This window comes from Rhodococcus gannanensis, assembly GCF_042681175.1.
In the GTDB taxonomy this organism is placed as follows: Bacteria; Actinomycetota; Actinomycetes; order Mycobacteriales; family Mycobacteriaceae; genus Rhodococcus_G; species Rhodococcus_G gannanensis.
The window spans coordinates 282,788-302,277 of the sequence record NZ_JBHUFB010000012.1; the positions used below are offsets into that span (position 1 = coordinate 282,788).

The following is a 19,490-nucleotide window of genomic DNA, read 5'->3' on the forward strand; positions in this document are numbered from 1 at the left end:
GGCGGGCGCTGACCAGGAACGCGGTGTGCCCCTGCATCCTGTGCTCGGGCCGCACGGCGAGCCCGACCACGTGCCAGCCGCGGACGATCGACTCCCAGGACCGAGGTTCCGTCCAACACTCCTGCTCGCGCATCGCCTCGACGACCTTGGACAGCTGGGTTACGGTCGCGACGTACACGATCAGGACGCCGCCGGGGACGAGTGCCTTCGACACGGCGGGCAGGACGTCCCACGGGGCGAGCATGTCGAGGACGACCCGGTCGACCTGACCGTGGACGTCGGAGTCGTAGTCCGCGAGGTCCCCGACGGTGAGGTCCCAGTTCTCGGGGCGACCACCGAAGAACGTCTCCACATTCCGGACCGCGTGTTCGGCATGGTCCTCACGCACCTCCCAGGAGGTGACCTTGCCCTCGGGGCCGACGGCGCGCAGGAGGGAGCACGTCAGGGCTCCGGAGCCGGCACCGGCCTCGAGCACGCGCGCGCCGGGGAACACGTCGCCCTCGTGCACGATCTGCGCGGCGTCCTTCGGGTAGATGACCTGCGCACCGCGAGGCATCGACAGCACATAGTCGACCAGCAGCGGGCGCAGCGCGAGGTACGGCGTCCCGTTCGTGGAGGTGACGACGCTGCCCTCGGGGGTGCCGATCAGGTCGTCGTGCAGGATTCCGCCGCGGTGGGTGTGGAACTCCTTGCCCGGTTCGAGCACGACGGTGTACTTGCGTGCCTTCGCGTCGGTGAGCTGGACGCGATCGCCGACCCGGAACGGTCCGGTGGGACGGCCTTGCAGCGCTGACATCTCGTGACTCCTTCAGTTGTTGTGGCCGGCGACCTCGGCGCCGGCCCCCGACGGCGTGTCGGACCCGCCGCATAGCCTGCCAGGTGTGAGCAGTCCCGCGACGACGCCCCCCGCCGAATCCGACGACGGCGAGGCACCGACCCGGTCCCGTCCGGCGCTGTCCCCGTCCCGGGCCGCCGACTTCCGCCAGTGCCCCCTGCTGTACCGCTTCCGCGCCGTCGACCGGCTTCCCGAGCGGAAGACCGTCGCACAGGTCAGGGGAACGCTCGTCCATGCGGCACTCGAGGCCCTCTTCGGCCTTCCCGCGCCCGACCGTGTCCCTGCAATCGCGCAGTCACTGGTCGAGCCCGCATGGGGACGGATGGTGGAGCAGGAGCCCGACGTCGCCGACGTCGTTTCCGATGCCGAGCTGGACGAGTTCCTCGACGACGCCCGCCGCATCGTCGAGGACTACTTCCGCCTGGAGAACCCCACGTCCTTCGATGCGGAGGCGTGCGAGGTCCGGGTGGAGACCGAGTTGCCGGACGGGGTGCCGCTACGCGGCTTCGTGGACCGGATCGACGTCGCTCCGACCGGGGAGGTCCGGATCGTCGACTACAAGACCGGCCGGGCGCCGCGAGAGGGGTTCGAGCGCGCCGCACTGTTCCAGATGAAGTTCTACGCGCTGATGCTGCTGCAGACCCGTGGCGTCCTCGCGAGCCAGCTGAGGCTGCTCTACCTGGCCGACGGCGAGATCCTCACGTACGCGCCCGATCGCGACGAACTGGACCGGTTCGGCGGGACGCTCGGCGCGCTGTGGCGGGCCGTTCTGGAGGCGGGCCGCACCGGCGAGTTCGAGCCGAGTCCCGGCCCGATGTGCCGGTTCTGCGACCATCAGTCGGTGTGTCCCGCGTTCGGCGGCACACCCCCGCCGTATCCGGGTTGGCCGGTGGAGGCGGCGTAGAACCAGCAGTTCAGGAGATCGTGCAGTGAGTGATGAGGCGTACTACGTCCCCGTCGGAACAGCGGGTGAGGATCGGGAGCGGTTCGCTCCCACCGCGTCGACCGAGAGCACGTGGGCGACGACCATGCAGCACGGCGCCCCGCCGTCCGCGCTGCTCGTGCGGTCGTTGGAGCGGTGCGCAGCACGGGAGGACACCCGGTTGACCCGCGTGGTCGTGGAGATCCTCGGCCCGATACCCGTGGTCGAGATCGAGGTGCGCAGTCGGGTCGAACGGCCCGGGAAGCTGGTCGAGATGGTCGTCGCGGAGATGTGGGCGCCCGGACCGGACGGCAGCGAACGCGCCGTGGCGCGGGCGACGGCGTGGCGGATGCAGACGTCCGACTCCGCCGCGGTCGTGTCGGCGGCCGACGCCCCGCTCCCCCCGGTGTCGGAGGCGAGCGACACCGGCTTCTCCGGGATGTTCACCAGCACCGGCTACCTGAACTCGCTGACGTGGCGTCGGCTCCGGGAGCCCGTCGACGGGCCCGGCCAGGTGTGGGCTCGCCCCACCACCGCGTTGGTCCAGGGTGAGGCGATGAGCCCGCTGCAGCGGTTGTTCGCCGTCGCGGACAGCGCGAACGGTGTCGGCTCGAAACTCCATCCGAGCGACTGGACGTTTCTGAACACCGAGCTCACCGTGCACGTGTTCCGGGTGCCGACGGGTGAATGGGTCGGCATCGAGGCCGAGACCTCGTACGGACCCGACGGGATCGGGATGTGTGCCGGTGTCCTGCACGACCAGGACGGTCCGGTCGGGCGGATCGCCCAGGCGCTCCAGATTCGGTCCCGCTGACACGCCGCCGGTGGGGGCACATGTCCCCCACCGGCGGTCCGGTCAAAACCGCTCAGTAGGCACGGCAGGTGCGGATGTCGGTGGCGAGGATCGCCTTGGCACCGATGTCCGCGAGCTGGTCCATCAGCTCGTTGCTCTCCTTGCGCGGGACCAGCGAACGGATCGCGACCCACTTCTCGTCGGCGAGCGGTGCGATGGTCGGGGACTCGAGTCCCGGGGTGATCGCGACGGCCTCGGACAGCCGGTCGCGGGGGCAGTCGTAGTCGAGCATCACGTACTGCTGCGCGCGGACGACGCCCTGGATGCGCGCGACGAGCTGGTTGCGCGCCCGGTCGTCCTGCGTGGCACCCTCGCGTTCGATCAGCACTCCCTCGGAGTCGCAGAGCGATTCACCGAATGCGACGAGGTTGTGCTGGCGCAGCGTGCGGCCCGAGCCGACGACGTCGGCGATGGCATCCGCGACGCCGAGCTGGATCGAGATCTCGACGGCGCCGTCGAGCCGGATGACGGTTGCCTCGATGCCCCGGCGGGCCAGGTCGGCCCGGACGAGGTTCGGGTACGAGGTGGCGATACGCAGGCCTGCCAGATCGGACGGCGACCAGTCCTTGCCCGCCGGTGCGGCATATCGGAACGAGGAGCGGCCGAATCCGAGCGACAGCCGCTCCGAGACCGGCGCAGCCGAATCGAGGGCCAGGTCGCGCCCGGTGATCCCGAGATCCAGCTCGCCGGATCCGACGTAGATGGCGATGTCCTTGGGGCGGAGGAAGAAGAACTCCACCTGGTTCGCCGGGTCCAGGACGGTCAGGTCGCGGGAGTCGGTGCGACGGCGGTAGCCGGCCTCGGACAGGATCTCGGCGGCAGATTCGGACAGGGAGCCCTTGTTGGGAACTGCAACGCGCAGCATGATGGTCCTTCCTTCGAAGGCGAGAGGTGATCTACGGGAGTCGGGGCGGAGCGACTCAGAGATGTCGGTAGACGTCCTCGAGCTTGAGTCCGCGACCGATCATCAGGACCTGCACCCAGTACAGGAGCTGGGAGATCTCTTCGGAGAGTTGCTCGTCGCTCTGGTACTCGGCGGCGATCCACACCTCGCCGGCCTCCTCGATCACCTTCTTGCCCTGGGCATGGACGCCGGCGTCCAGTGCGGCCACGGTGCCGGAACCCTCGGGGCGGGTGGCGGCGCGGTCGGACAGCTCGGCGAACAGCGAATCGAAGGTCTTCACGGGTCACCATTGTTTCACAGCGTCCGGTCGTCACCGTCACCGCGTGCGAGCCGTCGTCACGTCGCCGGAGACAGCGCCCGCCTGCTGGTGAACACGCGGGTGTGGCCGCTGATCGGGTCGGTGAACCGCACGCTGCGTGCCAGCAGCCGCAACGGGTCGGTGAAGTCGTCCGGCGCCCGGTCCCGGAGCTCCGGGTAGAAGTCGTCGCCGGCGATGGGCGCACCGAGCGACGACATGTGCAGGCGCAGCTGGTGCGTGCGCCCTGTCGTCGGCATCAGCCGGTACCGGGCGAGGTCGCCGATCACCTCGACCACGTCGATCTCGGTGTGCGCGTTCGGCTCCCCCGGCACCTCACGTGCGGTGGGTTCGCCGTGCCGCTTGTCGATGCGGCTGCGCACGGTCAGCGGGAACTCGACGTCCGGCAGGTGCGGGGCCAGCGCCTCGTACTCCTTGACGACGAGACGCTGCTCGAACAGTTGCTGGTAGGGCCGGCGCAGCGCGGGATCGGTGGTGCACACGAGCACGCCTGCGGTCATGCGGTCGAGGCGGTGCGCCGGGACGACGTCGGGCAGGTCGAGGGCCCGGCGCATCCGCACGACGACCGACTCCCGGATGTGTCGGCCGCGCGGGATCGTGGCGAGGAAGTGCGGTTTGTCCACGACGAGGAGTCCGTCGCCGTGGTGCAGGATTTCGATGTCGAACGGGACCGGAGTCTCCGGAGGCGGATCTCGATAGAAGTGGATCTGTAGTCCCGGTGCGCACCGGTCATCGGGGCGGAGCGCCCGACCAGAACGGTCCACCACCTCGTCGACCGCGAAACGCGACACCCAGTCGTCCTCGGGTGCGGCGTCGCGGAGGAACTCCCCCACCGTCGTGGGCGACGCGAGTTCCGGCACGAGCAGCCGGTCCGGCCCCAGTCCGTCCCGCAGAGGCAAGGGCGGCCGGGTGTGCGACCGCCGGCGACTCATCGCCCGCTCAATCCGGAACGCAGGACTCGCAGACCAGTGTCTGCTCCCGCCCGTTGACGTCCGGGTGGTTCCGGTACCGGGACGTCGGCGTACCGCACAGGGTGCACACCCCGAGGACCGTCGCCGCGTCCGAGAACTCGACGTTCATGCGTCCGTCGAAGACGTACAGCGATCCTTCCCAGAGTCCACGGTCGCCGAAGGTCTCGCCGTAGCGGACGATTCCGCCGTCGATCTGGTAGACCTCGTCGAATCCGCGTCTGCGCATCAGCGCGGAGAGCACCTCGCAGCGGACACCGCCGGTGCAGTAGGTGACGATCGGCTTCGACTTGAGGTGGTCGTACCGCCCGCTGTCGAGCTCGGCGACGAAGTCGCGGGTGGTCGCGACGTCCGGCACAACGGCGCCACGGAAGCGCCCGATCTCGGCCTCGAAGGAATTGCGGCCGTCGAAGAAGACCACGTCGTCGCCGCGTTGCTCGACGAGCTCGTGCACCTGCTGTGGGCTCAGGTGCACACCGCCGTCGACCACTCCGTCCGCGTCGACGACGAGTTCGTCGGGTGCCCCGAACGTGACGATCTCGGGGCGCACCTTGACCGACAGCCGGGGGAAGTCGTCGCCGTCGCCGTCCGACCACTTGATGTCGGCGTCCTTGAAGGGCGCGTACTCACGGGTGCCGCGGACGTACCGCTTCACCGCGTCGATGTCGCCGCCGATCGTCGCGTTGATGCCGTGCTCGGACACCAGGATTCGGCCGGTCAGGCCGTTCGACGAGGCCAGGGTGTGCTGCCACAGCCGGATCGCCTCCGGGTCCGCGAGCGGGGTGAACCGGTAGAACAGGACGATCTTCGGCACGGACATCAGACGGTGACCAGCGCGTGCAGGGAGTGCAGGTCGTTCCCGGACAGTCCGACGAGGCTGTCGCGCAGGATGCGGCGCGGTCCACGGGGGACCTCGACGAACGACGGCACGACGAGGACTGTGCAGCCCGCCGCTTCGGCCGATGCGGCACCTGTCGGCGAGTCCTCGACCGCGAGACAACGAGCGGGGTCGACGCCGAGCAGTTCGGCGGCGCGCAGGTACGGCGCCGGATCCGGCTTGCCGGCCGGAATCTCGTCGCCGCAGACGGACACGTCGAAGTACTTCCGACCCATGGTGTCGAGCGCGACGTCGCCGAGTTCACGCTCGGTGTTCGTCACCAGGGCCGATCGCAGGCCGCGATCACGCACGAGCTGCAGTGCCTCGCGGGCGCCCGGGCGCCATTCGAGCCCTTCCGCGAACAGCTCCCCGACCCGCGCGTACATCCAGTTCCGGGCGTCGCGGAGCGCTTCGGGCGTCTTGTCGAGTCCGAGGGAGTCGAACACCACGGCCAGCGCGTGGGGACTCGTCGCGCCGATCGTCTTCTCCCTGGTCTCGTCGGACATCGGTCCGCCGAGGTGCAGGGACAGTTCGCGGACGGCGATCTCCCACATCTGCTCGGATTCGAGCAGGGTGCCGTCCATGTCCCAGAGGACCGCCTGCAGGTCTGTCTCAGACATTGAAGTACTTGGCTTCCGGGTGGTGAAGGACGAACGCGTCGGTGGACTGCTCGGGGTGCAGCTGCACCTCTTCCGAGAGGGTGACACCGATGCGCTCCGGTTCGAGCATGGCGACGAGCTTGCGGCGGTCCTCCAGGTCCGGGCAGGCGCCGTAGCCGAACGAGTAACGCGCACCGCGGTATTCGAGTTTGAAGTAGTCCTCGACCTTGGCCGGGTCCTGCTCGGCGAGGTTGTGGCCACCGGGGAGCACCAGCTCCTCACGGACGCGGCGGTGCCAGTACTCGGCGAGCGCCTCCGTCAGCTGCACGCCGATGCCGTGCACCTCCAGGTAGTCGCGGTAGGAGTTCGCGGCGAACAACTCGTTCGCGAAGTCCGCGATGGGCTGGCCCATCGTCACCAGGTTCATCGGCCACACGTCGACCTGGCCGAGGGCGCGGGCGTCCTCCCGGGACCGCACGAAGTCGGCGATGCAGAGGAAGCGGTCGCGTTCCTGCCGTGGGAACGTGAAGCGGTACCGCTCGGCGGCGTCCGGGTCGGGTTCGGCGAGCACGACGACGTCGTCGCCCTCGGACACGACCGGGAAATACCCGTACACGACAGCCGAGTGGTGCAGCACGCCCTCGGTGCTGAGCCGGTCCAGCCAGTACCGCAGTCGCGGACGGCCTTCCGTCTCCACGAGCTCCTCGTAGGTGGGGCCGTCGCCGGCGCGCTGGCCGCGCAGTCCCCACTGCCCGAGGAACAGCGCACGCTCGTCGAGCAGTCCGGAGTACTCGGCGAGTGCGATGCCCTTGACGACACGGGTGCCCCAGAACGGCGGCGCGGGCACGTCGAGGTCAGTGGCGACGTCGGATCGTTCGGGGACCTCGACTGGGGTCGCCTCTGCCTTCCGCTTCTCGGCGATCCGCTTGGAACGCTCGTGGCGTGCCTTGCGTTCGGCGGCCTTCTCCTTGGCCGCCAACGCCTCCGGGCTGTCGGGCGCCGGGCCCTCGCCGCGCTTGGTGGCCATGATGGTGTCCATCAGGTGCAGGCCCTCGAAGGCGTCGCGCGCGTAGGACACGTCGCCCTCGTAGATCTCGGCCAGGTCGTTCTCGACGTACGAGCGGGTCAGCGCGGCACCGCCGAGGAGCACGGGGAACTGTTCGGCGACGCCCTTGGTGTTGAGCTCCTCGAGGTTCTCCTTCATGACGACCGTCGACTTCACCAGCAGACCCGACATGCCGATCACGTCGGCGCGCTTGTCGAGGGCGACGTCGAGGATCGTCGCGATCGGCTGCTTGATGCCGATGTTGACGACCTCGTACCCGTTGTTGGACAGGATGATGTCGACGAGGTTCTTGCCGATGTCGTGGACGTCGCCCTTGACGGTGGCGAGGACGATGCGGCCCTTTCCTGCCTCGTCGGTGGCCTCCATGTGCGGCTCGAGGTACGCGACGGCCGCCTTCATCACCTCGGCGGACTGCAGCACGAACGGCAGCTGCATCTGCCCGGAGCCGAACAGTTCGCCGACCGTCTTCATGCCCGACAGCAGAGTTACGTTGATGATCTCGAGCGGGGGGCGCTCCTGCATCGCGGTGTCGAGGTCGGCGTCGAGGCCGTCACGCTCGCCGTCGACGATGCGCCGTTCGAGCCGCTCGAACAGCGGCAGTGCGGCGAGTTCCTCGGCGCGCGAGGCGCGGGCGGACGCGGCCGACACACCCTCGAACAGTTCCATCAGCTTCTGCAGCGGGTCGTAGTCGCCCTCGCGGCGGTCGTAGACGAGGTCGAGCGCCGTCTGCCGCTGCTCGTCGGGGATGCGCGCCATGGGCAGGATCTTCGACGCGTGCACGATCGCGGTGTCGAGACCGGCTTCGGTGCACTCGTGCAGGAACACGGAGTTCAGCACCTGCCGCGCGGCGGCGTTGAGCCCGAACGAGATGTTCGAGATGCCGAGCGTGAAGTGGATCTCGGGGTGCCGGCGCTTGAGCTCGCGGATCGCCTCGATGGTCTCGATGCCGTCGCGCCGCACCTCTTCCTGACCGGTCGAGATCGGGAAGGTCAGCGCATCGATGATGATGTCGGATTTCGCCAGGCCCCAGGTGCCCGTGATGTCCTCGATGAGGCGTTCGGCGATGCGGATCTTGTGCTCGGCGGTGCGGGCCTGCCCCTCCTCGTCGATGGTCAGGGCGACGACGGCGGCGCCGTGTTCCTTGACCAGCTTCATGATCCGCTGGTAGCGCGAGTTCGGGCCGTCGCCGTCCTCGTAGTTGACGGAGTTGACAGCGCACCTGCCGCCGAGGTGCTCGAGACCCGCCTGCAGGACGTCGGGTTCGGTGGAGTCGAGCATGATCGGCAGGGTCGACGCGGTCGCGAACCGGCTCGCCAGGGCCGCCATGTCGGCGGCGCCGTCACGGCCGACGTAGTCGACGTTGAGGTCGAGCATGTGCGCGCCGTCGCGGGTCTGGTCCTTCGCGATGTCGATGCACTTCTGGTAGTCCTCGGCGAGCATCGCCTCGCGGAAAGCCTTGGAGCCGTTGGAGTTCGTGCGCTCACCGATCATCAGGATCGAGGCGTCCTGAGCGAAGGGGACGTGCGCGTACAGCGAGGAGGTTCCGTCCTCCGGCTGCGGCGTCCGCTCGGCCTTCTCCACGAGCCGCACCGCGTCGGCGACCTTGCGGATGTGCTCGGGGGTGGTGCCGCAGCATCCGCCGACGAGTCCGAGCCCGAACTCGGTCACGAACCCGGACAGCGCGGCCGCGAGCTCGTCCGCGCCGAGCGGGTACTCGGCGCCGTTCGGTCCGAGTTGCGGCAGACCGGCATTCGGCATGACGGAGACCGGCAGTCGAGAGTGCCGCGACAGGTGCCGCAGGTGCTCGCTCATCTCGTCGGGCCCGGTGGCGCAGTTGAGGCCGATCATGTCGATGCCGAGCGGCTCGAGCGCGGTCAGCGCGGCGCCGATCTCGCTGCCGAGGAGCATCGTGCCGGTGGTCTCCACGGTGACGTGGGTGATGATCGGGATGCGGCGGCCGGCGCGGTCCATCGCATTCTGGCTGCCGATGATCGCGGCCTTGACCTGGAGCAGGTCCTGACAGGTCTCGACGAGGATCGCGTCGGCGCCGCCGTCGATCATGCCGAGCGCGGATTCGGTGTACGCGTCGCGGAGGACGCCGAAGGGCGCGTGCCCGAGGGTCGGGAGCTTGGTTCCCGGCCCCATCGAGCCGAGCACGAATCGGGCCATGCCGTCGCGGCCCGGGCCCATCTCGTCGGCGACGTCGCGGGCGATGCGGGTGCCCCGCTCGGACAGGTCGCGGATCCGGTCCGAGATGTCGTAGTCGGCGAGGTTCGGCAGGTTACAGCCGAAGGTATTGGTCTCGACGGCGTCGGCCCCGGCCTCGAAGTAGGCCGCGTGGATGTCCCGCAGCACGTCCGGGCGGGTTTCGTTGAGGATCTCGTTGCAGCCCTCGAGACCGAGGAAGTCGTCGAGCGTGAGGTTCGCAGCCTGCAGCATCGTGCCCATGGCACCGTCGCCGATGACAACGCGCTGTTCCAGCGCATCCAGCAGGGCGGAGTGGAATGGGGCAGACATGCCGTCCAGAGTAGTGGGCGCCCCGGACGGGCCTGGCCGTAGGCTGGGCAGGTGAGTCCAAGCGAACAATTCGGCGCACCCGATGACGACGCCACTGCCGACGATCTCGTCCTCCGCAACCCCATCCTCGTGGCCGCGTTCGAAGGCTGGAACGACGCCGGAGACGCCGCGAGCGGCGCGGTCGAGCACCTCGAACTGATCTGGGATGCCCGCCCACTCGCGGAGCTCGACTCCGAGGACTACTACGACTATCAGGTGAACCGTCCGCAGGTCCGGCAGGTCGAGGGCGTCACCCGGGAGATCCAGTGGCCCGCCACCCGGATCTCGGTGTGCTCCCCGCCCGGCGGCGACCGGGACGTGCTGCTGCTGCGCGGTATCGAACCGAACATGCGGTGGCGCAGCTTCTGCGACGACCTGCTGGAAATCATCGAGGAACTCGGCGTGACCACCGTGGTCATCCTCGGCGCCCTGCTCGCGGACACCCCGCACACCCGGCCCGTCCCCGTGACCGGCACCGCGTACAGCGCCGAGTCCGCACAGAAGTTCAAGCTCGAGCAGACCCGGTACGAGGGACCGACGGGTATCACCGGCGTCCTGCAGGACGAGTGCGTCAAGGCTGGCGTGCCTGCGATCTCGTTCTGGGCAGCGGTGCCCCACTATGTCTCGCAGCCTCCGAACCCGAAGGCGACCGTGGCACTGCTTCGCCGCGTCGAGGACGTTCTCGACGTCGAGGTGCCGCTCGGTGAGCTGCCCGCTCAGGCGGAGGACTGGGAGGAGTCCGTCACGGAGATGACGGAGGACGACGACGAGATCGCCGAGTACGTCCGTTCGCTCGAGGAACGGGGGGACGCCGAGGTCGACATGACGGAGGCGGTCGCCAAGATCGACGGAGACGCGATCGCCGCGGAGTTCGAGAAGTACCTGCGCAGGCGTGGACCGGGGAGCTTCGGGGGGCTTTGACGACACGCGTCCGGTTGCAGCGCGGTGCGCTGTACGCCGGTGGATTTCTCGGCCCGTTCGGCGGCGGTGTCGTCTCGTCGATGCTTCCGGAACTCGGTGACTCGCTCGGGGTGAGCACCGAACAGGCGGCGTCGTCGCTGACCGCGTACCTGCTGCCGTTCGCGGCGTTGATGCTGGTGTCGGGCACGTACGGCGCGCGCTGGGGCGGACTGCGGACGGTCCGCGTCGCCTATGGCGTGTATGCCGCCGCGGCGACCCTGTCCGTGCTGGCGCCGACCTTCGCGGTCTTCCAGGTCAGCCGCATCATGCAGGGTGGCGCGAACGCGTTCACCACTCCTCTGTTGCTGGCCGCGCTGGCGGCGGTGACGCCACGGGCGAGGCTCGGCCGTGCCCTCGGTGTGTTCGGTGCACTGCAGGCGGCGGGTCAGACCACCGCACCGCTGGTCGGTGGCGTGGCCGCGGAGGTGAACTGGCGGCTCGCGTTCGCGGCGATCGCCGCGGTCGCGTTGTGCCTGGGCGCGGTCGGGCTGCCCCGGTCGACGGGTGCCGCGGCGACCGGGACTCCACCGCGACTGCGGGACGCCCTCGATCCAACTGTGCTGCGAATCGGGCTGGTGGCGCTGCTCGGCTGGGGTGCGCTCGGCGGGCTGGGCTTCCTCGTCGCGTTCCGCGCCGAGGACGCGCTCGGCCTGGACTCGGCCCACCGCGGACTGCTGCTGACGGGGTTCGGGCTCGCCGGGATCCTCGCCGCCCGACCCGTCGGGATCGCGATCGACCGCTGGGGTGCGCGCGCCGCGGTGATCACCGGAGCCGTGGGCGGCGCCGTGCTGGTCGCCGCCACCGGCGCGCTGGGAACGGTCGGCGCCGTCGCGGTGACCTGGGCGTTGTCTGGTGTGGCCGGCCAATTCGTCCTGGTCGGCGTCAACTCCGCGATCCTCGGTTCCGAGGGCGCGAACCGCGGCGGCGCGGTGTCGGTCGTGCAGGCGATGCGCTTCGGAGGCGCGGCCCTCGCACCTGTCGCCCTGACTCCCCTGTACGCAGTACATCCCGTCGCAGCGTTCGTGTTGCCGACGACGGTGCTCGCGGTGGCGGCACCCCTGCTCATGCCGAGACGGCCACCTCCCACCGACTGACGCGACGTGCGGGCGGGAAAGTTGGGGCAGATGCCCCATGTCCGGCGCCCGCCATCGGCCGACAATTCGGACATGACCAGCTACGAAAGTCCCGAACAGGCCGCCCTCGCCACGGTGCGCGACGCCCAGCCGTGGCCGGGTGGCGACGAACGATTCACCGGATACGGCGTGATGGGCCTGCCGTTCGACAGCGGGCACTACCTCGCGTTCCGGCACTACGTGGCGACCACCGTCGGTCCCGCCTACCGGACCGTCTGGCACCGTGCGCCGGACGGGACGTGGTCGTTCTACTCGGGGGTGGAGCCGGAGACCAGCTGCCCACGCTATTTCGCCGCCTCCACCGCCACGCGCACGGTGCGGGCGGACGTCGACGTCACCTGGGACGGCCCGTTCGCGTTGCGGATCACGATCCCCGACGTGCTGGAGTGGCGCCTCACCTTGGCGTCGACGCCCGCGACGGCGACGATGTCCGCGATCGGCAGCCGACTTCCCGTCGCCGCGTGGCGCAGCCAGGCGTTCCTGAAGACGATGGAACACACCGCACGTCCACTGATGAGGACCGGCCGCATCGGACTGTGCGGAACGGTGCCCAACGGGCAGCGCTTCGGGCTGGCGCCCCGCCTCCTCTGGGCTGTCACGGGAAGCGGCGCCCGCTTGGGCGGCGCCGACCTGGGCTCTCCGCGTGCGCTGGACCGACAGGACCGGCTCGGCGACTTCTGGCTTCCCCAACGCGGTCTGTTCGCGATCGGAGACGCCGAGTTCGAGACGTTCGACCCCGACCGGCACCGAACGCTCGTGTCGGGCGGTTCCCACGCGTGACGCGCAGGGGTTCCCGATCGGGAAACTCCTTACAGCCGACCTCGTCGTCCGGTGAGTAATTCCTGATTGCGGCGTAACGTCCCCGCAGCCATTGCGTCACCGCGTGCCCGCACCCTCGACGCATGGCGAGCACAGGTGGGGTGAAGAAGCGACTTCTGGTGGTCGGCAACGGCATGGCCGGAGCCCGCACCGTCGAGGAAATCCTCGCGCGCGGCGGCCGCGACATGTTCGACGTCACGATGATCGGCGACGAGCCGTACGGAAACTACAACCGCATCATGCTGTCCCACGTCCTCGCCGGAGAGGCGACGGCGGACGACGACGACCTGATCCTCAACCCGATGAGCTGGTACCGCGACAACGGGGTGACGCTCTACGCCGGCGACCGTGCCGTCACGCTCGACCGGTTCGCCAAGACCATCACGTGCGAGAGTGAACGGGTCGTCGGGTACGACGTCCTCATCGTCGCGACCGGCTCGAACACCTTCTTCCCGAACATGGACGGTCTGCGGGAGTCCGACGGCCGGCTCGGCCGCGGCGTCTTCGGGTTCCGCACGATCGCGGACACCAACGGCATGCTGCAGATGGCGCAGTCCCGCGACGGCGTCACCGCGGTCGTGATCGGCGGCGGACTGCTGGGCCTGGAAGCCGCGTACGGCCTGCGGACCCAGGGGTTGACCGTCAACGTCGTGCACTCGCCCGGTCACCTGATGAACCAGCAGCTCGACGAGCGCGGCGGCCAGGTGCTGCGGGCCAAGATCGAGGCGCTGGGGGTCGGGGTCCACACCGCGATGCGGACCACCGCGGTCCTGCGCGACGACGCGGGCAACGTCACCGGGGTGGCGTTCAACGACGGCACCAGCCTGCCCGCCGACATGGTCGTGGTGACCGCGGGCATCCGCCCCAACGCCGAGCTGGCCCGCGCAGGTGGGCTCGTGGTCGAGCGGGGCATCGTGGTCGACGACCAGATGCGCTGCGAGGACGAGGGTTCGGTCTACGCGGTCGGCGAGTGCGCGCAGCACCGCGGGGAGCTGTACGGCCTCGTGGCTCCGGTCTGGGAGCAGGCGGTGGTCCTCGCGGAGCACCTGACCGGATCGAATCCGGCTGCCGCATATCAGGGTTCGTCGTCCACCACGAAACTGAAGGTCGCCGGTCTCGACGTCGCAGCGATGGGCGTCAAGAGCCCCGAGTTCGACACCGACGAGTTCATCCAGTTCTACGACTCCCGCACCGGTGTGTACAAGAACGTCGTCGTCCGGGACGGCAAACTCGTCGGCGCGACGCTGATGGGCGAGATCGGCAAGGCGGCGCTGCTGACGCAGGTGTTCGACGGCAAGGTGGAGCTTCCCGAGGACCGACTGTCCCTGCTGTTCGATCTGGCGGGCGCAGCCGACGGGGCATCCGCGGCGGACCTGCCCGACGACACGCAGGTGTGCAACTGCAACGGCGTCACCAAGGGCGATCTGGTCGCGTGCGTGCACGGCGGCGCGCAGACCCTCACCGAGGTGTGCGCGAAGACCCGCGCCGGCAAGGGCTGCGGATCCTGCAAGGGCCTCGTCGCGGACATCGTCGCGGGCGCCGCAGGTGGGGAACTGAAGGCCGATCCGGCCGCGAACTGGTACGTGCCGTGCATCCCGATGACCAAGGCCGAACTGATCGAGGCGATCCGCGAGCGTGACATCCGCGCCGTGTCGCAGGTGTTCGCGGAACTCGCCACCCACGGTCGGGAGGAGGCCACCGCGAAGATGCCCCTCGCGTCTCTGCTGCGCGTCGTGTGGGGTCCGGACTGGGTGGACGAGCGCGGTGCGTTGTTCATCAACGACCGTGTCCACGCGAACATCCAGCGCGACGGCACCTTCTCGGTGGTTCCACAGATGAAGGGCGGTGTGACCACCCCGGACCAGCTTCGCCGCATCGCCGATGTCGCGGACAAATACGCGGTGCCACTCGTGAAGGTGACCGGCGGCCAGCGGATCGACCTGCTGGGCATCAGGAAGGAAGACCTGCCGAAGGTGTGGGGCGACCTGGACATGCCCTCCGGCTACGCGTACGGCAAGAGCATGCGCACCGTGAAAACGTGTGTGGGAAGCGACTTCTGCCGTTTCGGCCTGGGCGACTCCACCAATCTCGGGATCGCGCTCGAGGAGCGTTTCCAGGGTCTGGAGACGCCGGCGAAGCTCAAGCTCGCGGTCGCGGGATGCCCCCGCAACTGCTCGGAGGCGCTGTGCAAGGACCTGGGTGTGGTCGCGGTCGGCGACGGGCGATGGGAGATCTACGTCGGGGGCGCCGCCGGCGCGCACATCCGCAAGGGCGACCTGCTCGCCACGGTCGAATCGGGTGAGGAGGTGATCGCGCTGGCGGGTCGGTTCGTCCAGCACTACCGCGAGGACGCGAAGTGGCTCGAGCGCACCTACGACTGGGTGCCGCGGGTCGGCCTGGAGCGACTGCAGGCGCTGTTGGTTCGAGACGAGGAGGGCATCGTGGCCGGTCTGGACGAGCGGATGGCGGCCTCGGTCGCGGGCTACCGCGACCCGTGGAAGGAACGGACCGCACCGAAGTCACCGGCGCAGTTCGCGCCGTCGCTGCCGCTGCTGCCGCTCCCCCAGGTGCCGGTCCGATGACGGCGACGACGGACCGCGGGCAGGTCACCGTGGGGTCGATCTCCGACCTCACGCCGGGCGAGGGCCGCACGTACGCGATCGACGGCGCCCAGATAGCCGTGTTCCTGCTCGCCGACGGCACCGTCCGGGCGATGGACGCGGTGTGCCCGCACAAGGCGGGTCCGCTGGCCGACGGCCAGATCGACAGCTCGGTGGTGACCTGTCCACTGCACCAGTACGCATTCCGGTTCGACACCGGTGCCTGCACCGCGGACACGGTCGGACCGGTGCGGGTGTACCCGGCGCACGTCGCCGACGGGGCGGTGATCGTGCAGCTCTGACCGGCTCCCGACTCCCTTCGTCGCACTTCGTCTTTCGAGAGGCTCCCATGACCCCGACCACCGGGGCCCCGATCACCGGGGCCCAGTCCAACGGCAAGCTGGACGCGGACGCGCTGCTCCGCTTCGGCAAGCACTTCCAGCGCGGCGAGCCGTCCGCGGACATGCGCACCCTGTACCAGATCGGCGGACGCACGTCCGACGACTTCTACCGCGACCGGATGTCCTACGACAAGGTCGTCCGGTCCACCCACGGGGTGAACTGCACCGGCTCGTGCTCGTGGAAGATCTACGTCAAGGACGGCGTGATCACCTGGGAGGCGCAGCAGACCGACTACCCGTCGATCGGGCCGGACAAGCCCGAGTACGAGCCGCGCGGCTGCCCCCGCGGCGCGTCGTTCTCCTGGTACACCTACTCCCCGTCGCGGGTCCGCTACCCGTACGTGCGCGGTGTGCTGCTGGAGATGTACCGGGACGCCAAGGCGCGCCTGAAGGATCCCGTGCTCGCGTGGGCGGACATCGCCGACGACCCGGAGAAGTCGAAGACGTACAAGTCGGCCCGCGGCAAGGGCGGATTCGTCCGCGCCGAGTGGTGGGAGGCCGCCGAGATCGTCGCCGCGGCACACGTGCACACCATCAAGCGGTACGGCCCGGACCGCGTCGCCGGGTTCTCGCCGATCCCCGCGATGTCGATGGTCAGCCACGCGATCGGCGCCCGGTTCATCTCACTGCTCGGCGGCGCGATGCTCTCGTTCTACGACTGGTACGCCGACCTCCCCGAGGCGTCACCGCAGGTCTTCGGCGACCAGACCGACGTACCCGAGTCCGCGGACTGGTTCGACGCCGGGTACCTGATCATGTGGGGCTCGAACGTGCCGGTGACGCGAACTCCCGACGCGCACTACATGACCGAGGCACGCTACCGCGGCCAGAAGGTCGTGGTGGTCTCCCCCGACTACGCCGACAACACCAAGTTCGCCGACCAGTGGCTCCCCGCCCGCCCCGGCACCGACGGCGCCCTCGCGATGGCGATGGGACACGTCATCCTCACCGAGTTCTTCGTGCAGAAGCAGGTCCCGCGGTTCCTGGACTACGTCAAGCAGTACACCGACCTGCCGTACCTGGTGACGTTGGAGCCGCGGCCCGTGGATGCGAGCACGAACGGGCACGGTCCGGCCTACCTGCCCGGAAAGTTCCTCACCGCCGCCGATCTCGGCGACACCGGGGAGGGCGCCGTGCACAAGACGGTGCTCCTCGACTCCGCGACGGGTGAGCCGGTGGTCCCGAACGGCTCGCTCGGCGACCGGTTCACCGAATCCGGCAAGGGCAAGTGGAACCTCGACCTCGGCGGTGTCGAACCGGAGCTCAGCCTGTACGGCAGCGACACCACCATCACGGTGGACCTGCCCCGCTACGACACCGACACCCCCACCGTGCTCCATCGCGGGGTACCGGTGAGAACCGTTGCCGGACGGCTGGTCACCACCGTCTTCGACCTCATGCTCGCGCAGTACGGAGTCGCGCGGGACGGACTGCCCGGCACGTGGCCGACCGGCTACGACGACGCCGACGAGCCGTACACCCCGGCCTGGCAGGAGGCCATCACCGGCGTGGCCGCCGCGTCGGCAGCACGCGTGGCCCGCGAGTTCGCCGACAACGCCGACCGCTCCCAGGGCCGCTCGATGATCCTGATGGGCGCGGGCACCAACCACTGGTTCCACTCGGACCAGATCTACCGATCGTTCCTCACGCTGACCCTGCTCACCGGCTGTCAGGGCGTCAACGGCGGCGGCTGGGCGCACTACGTCGGCCAGGAGAAGTGCCGGCCCGTCACCGGCTGGTCCACGCTGGCCTTCGGCAGTGACTGGGCGCGCCCCGCCCGCCAGATGCAGGGGACGATCTTCTGGTATCTCGCCACCGACCAGTGGCGGTACGACCCCTTCACGTCGGAGGCGATGGCGTCACCGCTCGCTCAGGGCGCCTTCGCCGGACGCACGGCGGCCGACAACATCGCCCTCGCGTCCCGCCTCGGCTGGATGCCGACCTATCCGACGTTCAACCGGAACCCACTCGACCTCGCGGACGAGGCGGAGCGGCTCGGGAAGAACCCGGCCGAGCACGTCGTCGACGGCCTGAAGTCGGGTCACCTGCAGTTCGCGGTCGAGGACCCGGACGCGCCCGAGAACTTCCCCCGGACGCTGATCGTCTGGCGGTCCAACCTGCTCGGCTCGTCCGCGAAGGGCAACGAATACTTCCTGCAGCACCTGCTGGGGGCCGGATCGAACCTGCAGGCATCGGATTCCACCGGCATCCACCCGGAGGAACTGGTCTGGCGGGACGAGGCCCCGAACGGCAAACTCGACCTGCTCACCACGCTCGACTTCCGGATGACGAGCACGACCCTGTTCTCCGACGTCGTGCTGCCTGCGGCGACCTGGTACGAGAAGCACGACCTGTCGAGCACCGACATGCACCCGTTCGTGCACGCGTTCTCGCCCGCCATCTCCCCGCCGTGGGAGACGAAGACCGACTTCGACGCGTTCCACCGCATCGCCCGCGGATTCAGCTGGCTCGCAGAGAAGCACCTCGGCACCCGCAAGGACATCGTCGCGGTGCCGCTGCTGCACGACACCGTCGACGCGACGGCACAGCCGGGCGGCACGGTCCTCGACTGGAAACGCGGTGAGTGCGAACCGATCCCCGGCAAGACGATGCCCAAGCTGGTCGTGGTCGAACGCGACTACACGACCATCGCCGAGAAGATGGGGGCGCTCGGCCCGCTCGTCGAGGAGCTCGGGCTGACGACGAAGGGGGTCACCACCTTCCCGACCGAGGAGGTCGCGTACCTGCGCGCCGTCAACGGCGCCGTCGCCACCGGCCCGGCCGCGGGACGCCCGTCGCTGGCGAAGGACAAGCACGCGGCGGAGGCGATCCTGGCCCTGTCGGGGACGACCAACGGCCGCCTCGCGACGCAGGGGTTCGAGCACCTGCAGGAACGCACCGGCACCGAACTGGTCGATCTGGCCGCCGAGAACGAGGGAACCCGGATCCGGTTCTCCGACACGCAAGCCCGGCCCGTACCCGTCATCACCTCCCCCGAGTGGTCGGGCAGCGAAACGGGTGGCAGGCGGTACTCGCCGTTCACGATCAACACCGAACGTCTCAAGCCGTGGCACACGTTGACCGGCCGGCAGCACTTCTATCTCGACCACGACTGGATGGCCGAACTCGGCGAGCAGTTGCCGATCTTCCGCCCGCCACTGGACATGACGGCGCTGTTCTCCGAACCGGCGGTGGGCGAGACACACGGCAACGGTGTCGGCGGCAGCGTCACCGTCCGCTATCTGACGCCGCACAGCAAGTGGTCGATCCACTCCGCCTACCAGGACAACCTGCACATGCTGACCCTGTCCCGGGGCGGTCAGACGATCTGGATGTCCGATGTCGACGCCGCGAAGATCGGTGTCGCGGACAACGACTGGATCGAGGCGACCAACCGCAACGGCATCGTCGTGGCCCGCGCGATCGTCAGTCATCGCATGCCCGAGGGCACGGTGTTCATGTACCACGCCCAGGACCGCGCCGTGGACGTGCCGAGGACGGAGCGGACCGGCAAACGCGGCGGCATCCACAACGCCCTGACCCGCGTGATGATCAAGCCGTCACACCTGATCGGCGGGTACGCGCAGCAGTCGTTCGCCCTCAACTACCACGGTCCCACCGGAAACCAGCGCGACGAGGTCACCACGATCCGTCGCCGCGACCAGGAAGTGACGTACTGAC

At 69.3% G+C, this 19,490-nt stretch carries 15 protein-coding genes; 8 read left to right on the plus strand and 7 right to left on the minus strand.

Annotated elements, in window-relative coordinates:
- Positions 1–796, minus strand: a 796-nt coding sequence (locus tag ACFSJG_RS16105; protein ID WP_378486237.1) for a tRNA (adenine-N1)-methyltransferase, incomplete at its 3' end; no start/stop codon positions are given.
- Positions 797–881: 85 nt separating this feature from the next.
- Here ACFSJG_RS16105 and ACFSJG_RS16110 point away from each other — a divergent pair.
- Both ACFSJG_RS16110 and ACFSJG_RS16115 read left to right on the plus strand, forming a co-directional pair.
- Positions 882–1,739, plus strand: a complete 858-nt coding sequence (locus ACFSJG_RS16110; protein WP_378486238.1) for a RecB family exonuclease — start codon at positions 882–884, stop codon at positions 1,737–1,739.
- Between the two features lie 25 nt (positions 1,740–1,764).
- Positions 1,765–2,571, plus strand: coding sequence for a thioesterase family protein (locus tag ACFSJG_RS16115; RefSeq protein ID WP_378486239.1), 807 nt, complete (start codon positions 1,765–1,767; stop codon positions 2,569–2,571).
- 52 nt (positions 2,572–2,623) lie between these two features.
- Here ACFSJG_RS16115 and hisG read toward each other — a convergent pair whose 3' ends face one another.
- Genes hisG through metH form a run of 6 tightly spaced genes read right to left on the minus strand, consistent with a single transcriptional unit; the run spans position 2,624 to position 9,857 of the window.
- Positions 2,624–3,475: an ATP phosphoribosyltransferase gene (gene hisG, locus ACFSJG_RS16120; RefSeq protein WP_378486240.1), complete on the minus strand. Its 852-nt coding sequence runs from the start codon at positions 3,473–3,475 to the stop codon at positions 2,624–2,626.
- Between the two features lie 55 nt (positions 3,476–3,530).
- The gene (locus ACFSJG_RS16125) at positions 3,531–3,794 is read right to left on the minus strand and encodes a phosphoribosyl-ATP diphosphatase (RefSeq protein ID WP_378486241.1); all 264 of its coding nucleotides are present in this window, start codon (positions 3,792–3,794) and stop codon (positions 3,531–3,533) included.
- Between the two features lie 56 nt (positions 3,795–3,850).
- Positions 3,851–4,762, minus strand: coding sequence for a pseudouridine synthase (locus tag ACFSJG_RS16130; RefSeq protein WP_378486242.1), 912 nt, complete (start codon positions 4,760–4,762; stop codon positions 3,851–3,853).
- A 7-nt stretch (positions 4,763–4,769) separates the two neighbouring features.
- On the minus strand, positions 4,770–5,618 hold the full coding sequence (trhO, locus tag ACFSJG_RS16135) for an oxygen-dependent tRNA uridine(34) hydroxylase TrhO (RefSeq protein WP_378486243.1): 849 nt from the start codon (positions 5,616–5,618) through the stop codon (positions 4,770–4,772).
- The gene (locus tag ACFSJG_RS16140) at positions 5,618–6,295 is read right to left on the minus strand and encodes an HAD family hydrolase (protein WP_378486244.1); all 678 of its coding nucleotides are present in this window, start codon (positions 6,293–6,295) and stop codon (positions 5,618–5,620) included. Before ACFSJG_RS16140 ends, trhO begins: the two co-directional genes overlap by 1 nt.
- Positions 6,288–9,857, minus strand: coding sequence for a methionine synthase (metH, locus tag ACFSJG_RS16145; protein ID WP_378486245.1), 3,570 nt, complete (start codon positions 9,855–9,857; stop codon positions 6,288–6,290). Before metH ends, ACFSJG_RS16140 begins: the two co-directional genes overlap by 8 nt.
- 51 nt (positions 9,858–9,908) lie before the next feature.
- Here metH and ACFSJG_RS16150 point away from each other — a divergent pair, with 51 nt between their 5' ends.
- From ACFSJG_RS16150 to ACFSJG_RS16175, 6 genes are all read left to right on the plus strand, one after another.
- Positions 9,909–10,817, plus strand: a complete 909-nt coding sequence (locus tag ACFSJG_RS16150; protein WP_378486246.1) for a PAC2 family protein — start codon at positions 9,909–9,911, stop codon at positions 10,815–10,817.
- On the plus strand, positions 10,814–11,950 hold the full coding sequence (locus ACFSJG_RS16155) for an MFS transporter (protein ID WP_378486247.1): 1,137 nt from the start codon (positions 10,814–10,816) through the stop codon (positions 11,948–11,950). Before ACFSJG_RS16150 ends, ACFSJG_RS16155 begins: the two co-directional genes overlap by 4 nt.
- A gap of 72 nt (positions 11,951–12,022) precedes the next feature.
- On the plus strand, positions 12,023–12,769 hold the full coding sequence (locus ACFSJG_RS16160; RefSeq protein ID WP_378486248.1) for a hypothetical protein: 747 nt from the start codon (positions 12,023–12,025) through the stop codon (positions 12,767–12,769).
- A gap of 122 nt (positions 12,770–12,891) precedes the next feature.
- Entirely contained in the window at positions 12,892–15,390 is a 2,499-nt protein-coding gene (gene nirB / locus ACFSJG_RS16165; RefSeq protein ID WP_378486249.1) for a nitrite reductase large subunit NirB, read from the plus strand.
- Positions 15,387–15,710 carry a Rieske (2Fe-2S) protein gene (locus ACFSJG_RS16170; protein WP_378486250.1) on the plus strand — a complete coding sequence of 108 codons (324 nt, stop codon included), beginning with the start codon at positions 15,387–15,389 and terminating at the stop codon, positions 15,708–15,710. The genes nirB and ACFSJG_RS16170 overlap by 4 nt, the downstream gene beginning before the upstream one ends.
- Before the next feature lie 47 nt (positions 15,711–15,757).
- Positions 15,758–19,489: a nitrate reductase subunit alpha gene (locus ACFSJG_RS16175; RefSeq protein WP_378486251.1), complete on the plus strand. Its 3,732-nt coding sequence runs from the start codon at positions 15,758–15,760 to the stop codon at positions 19,487–19,489.
- Position 19,490 lies beyond the last annotated feature (1 nt).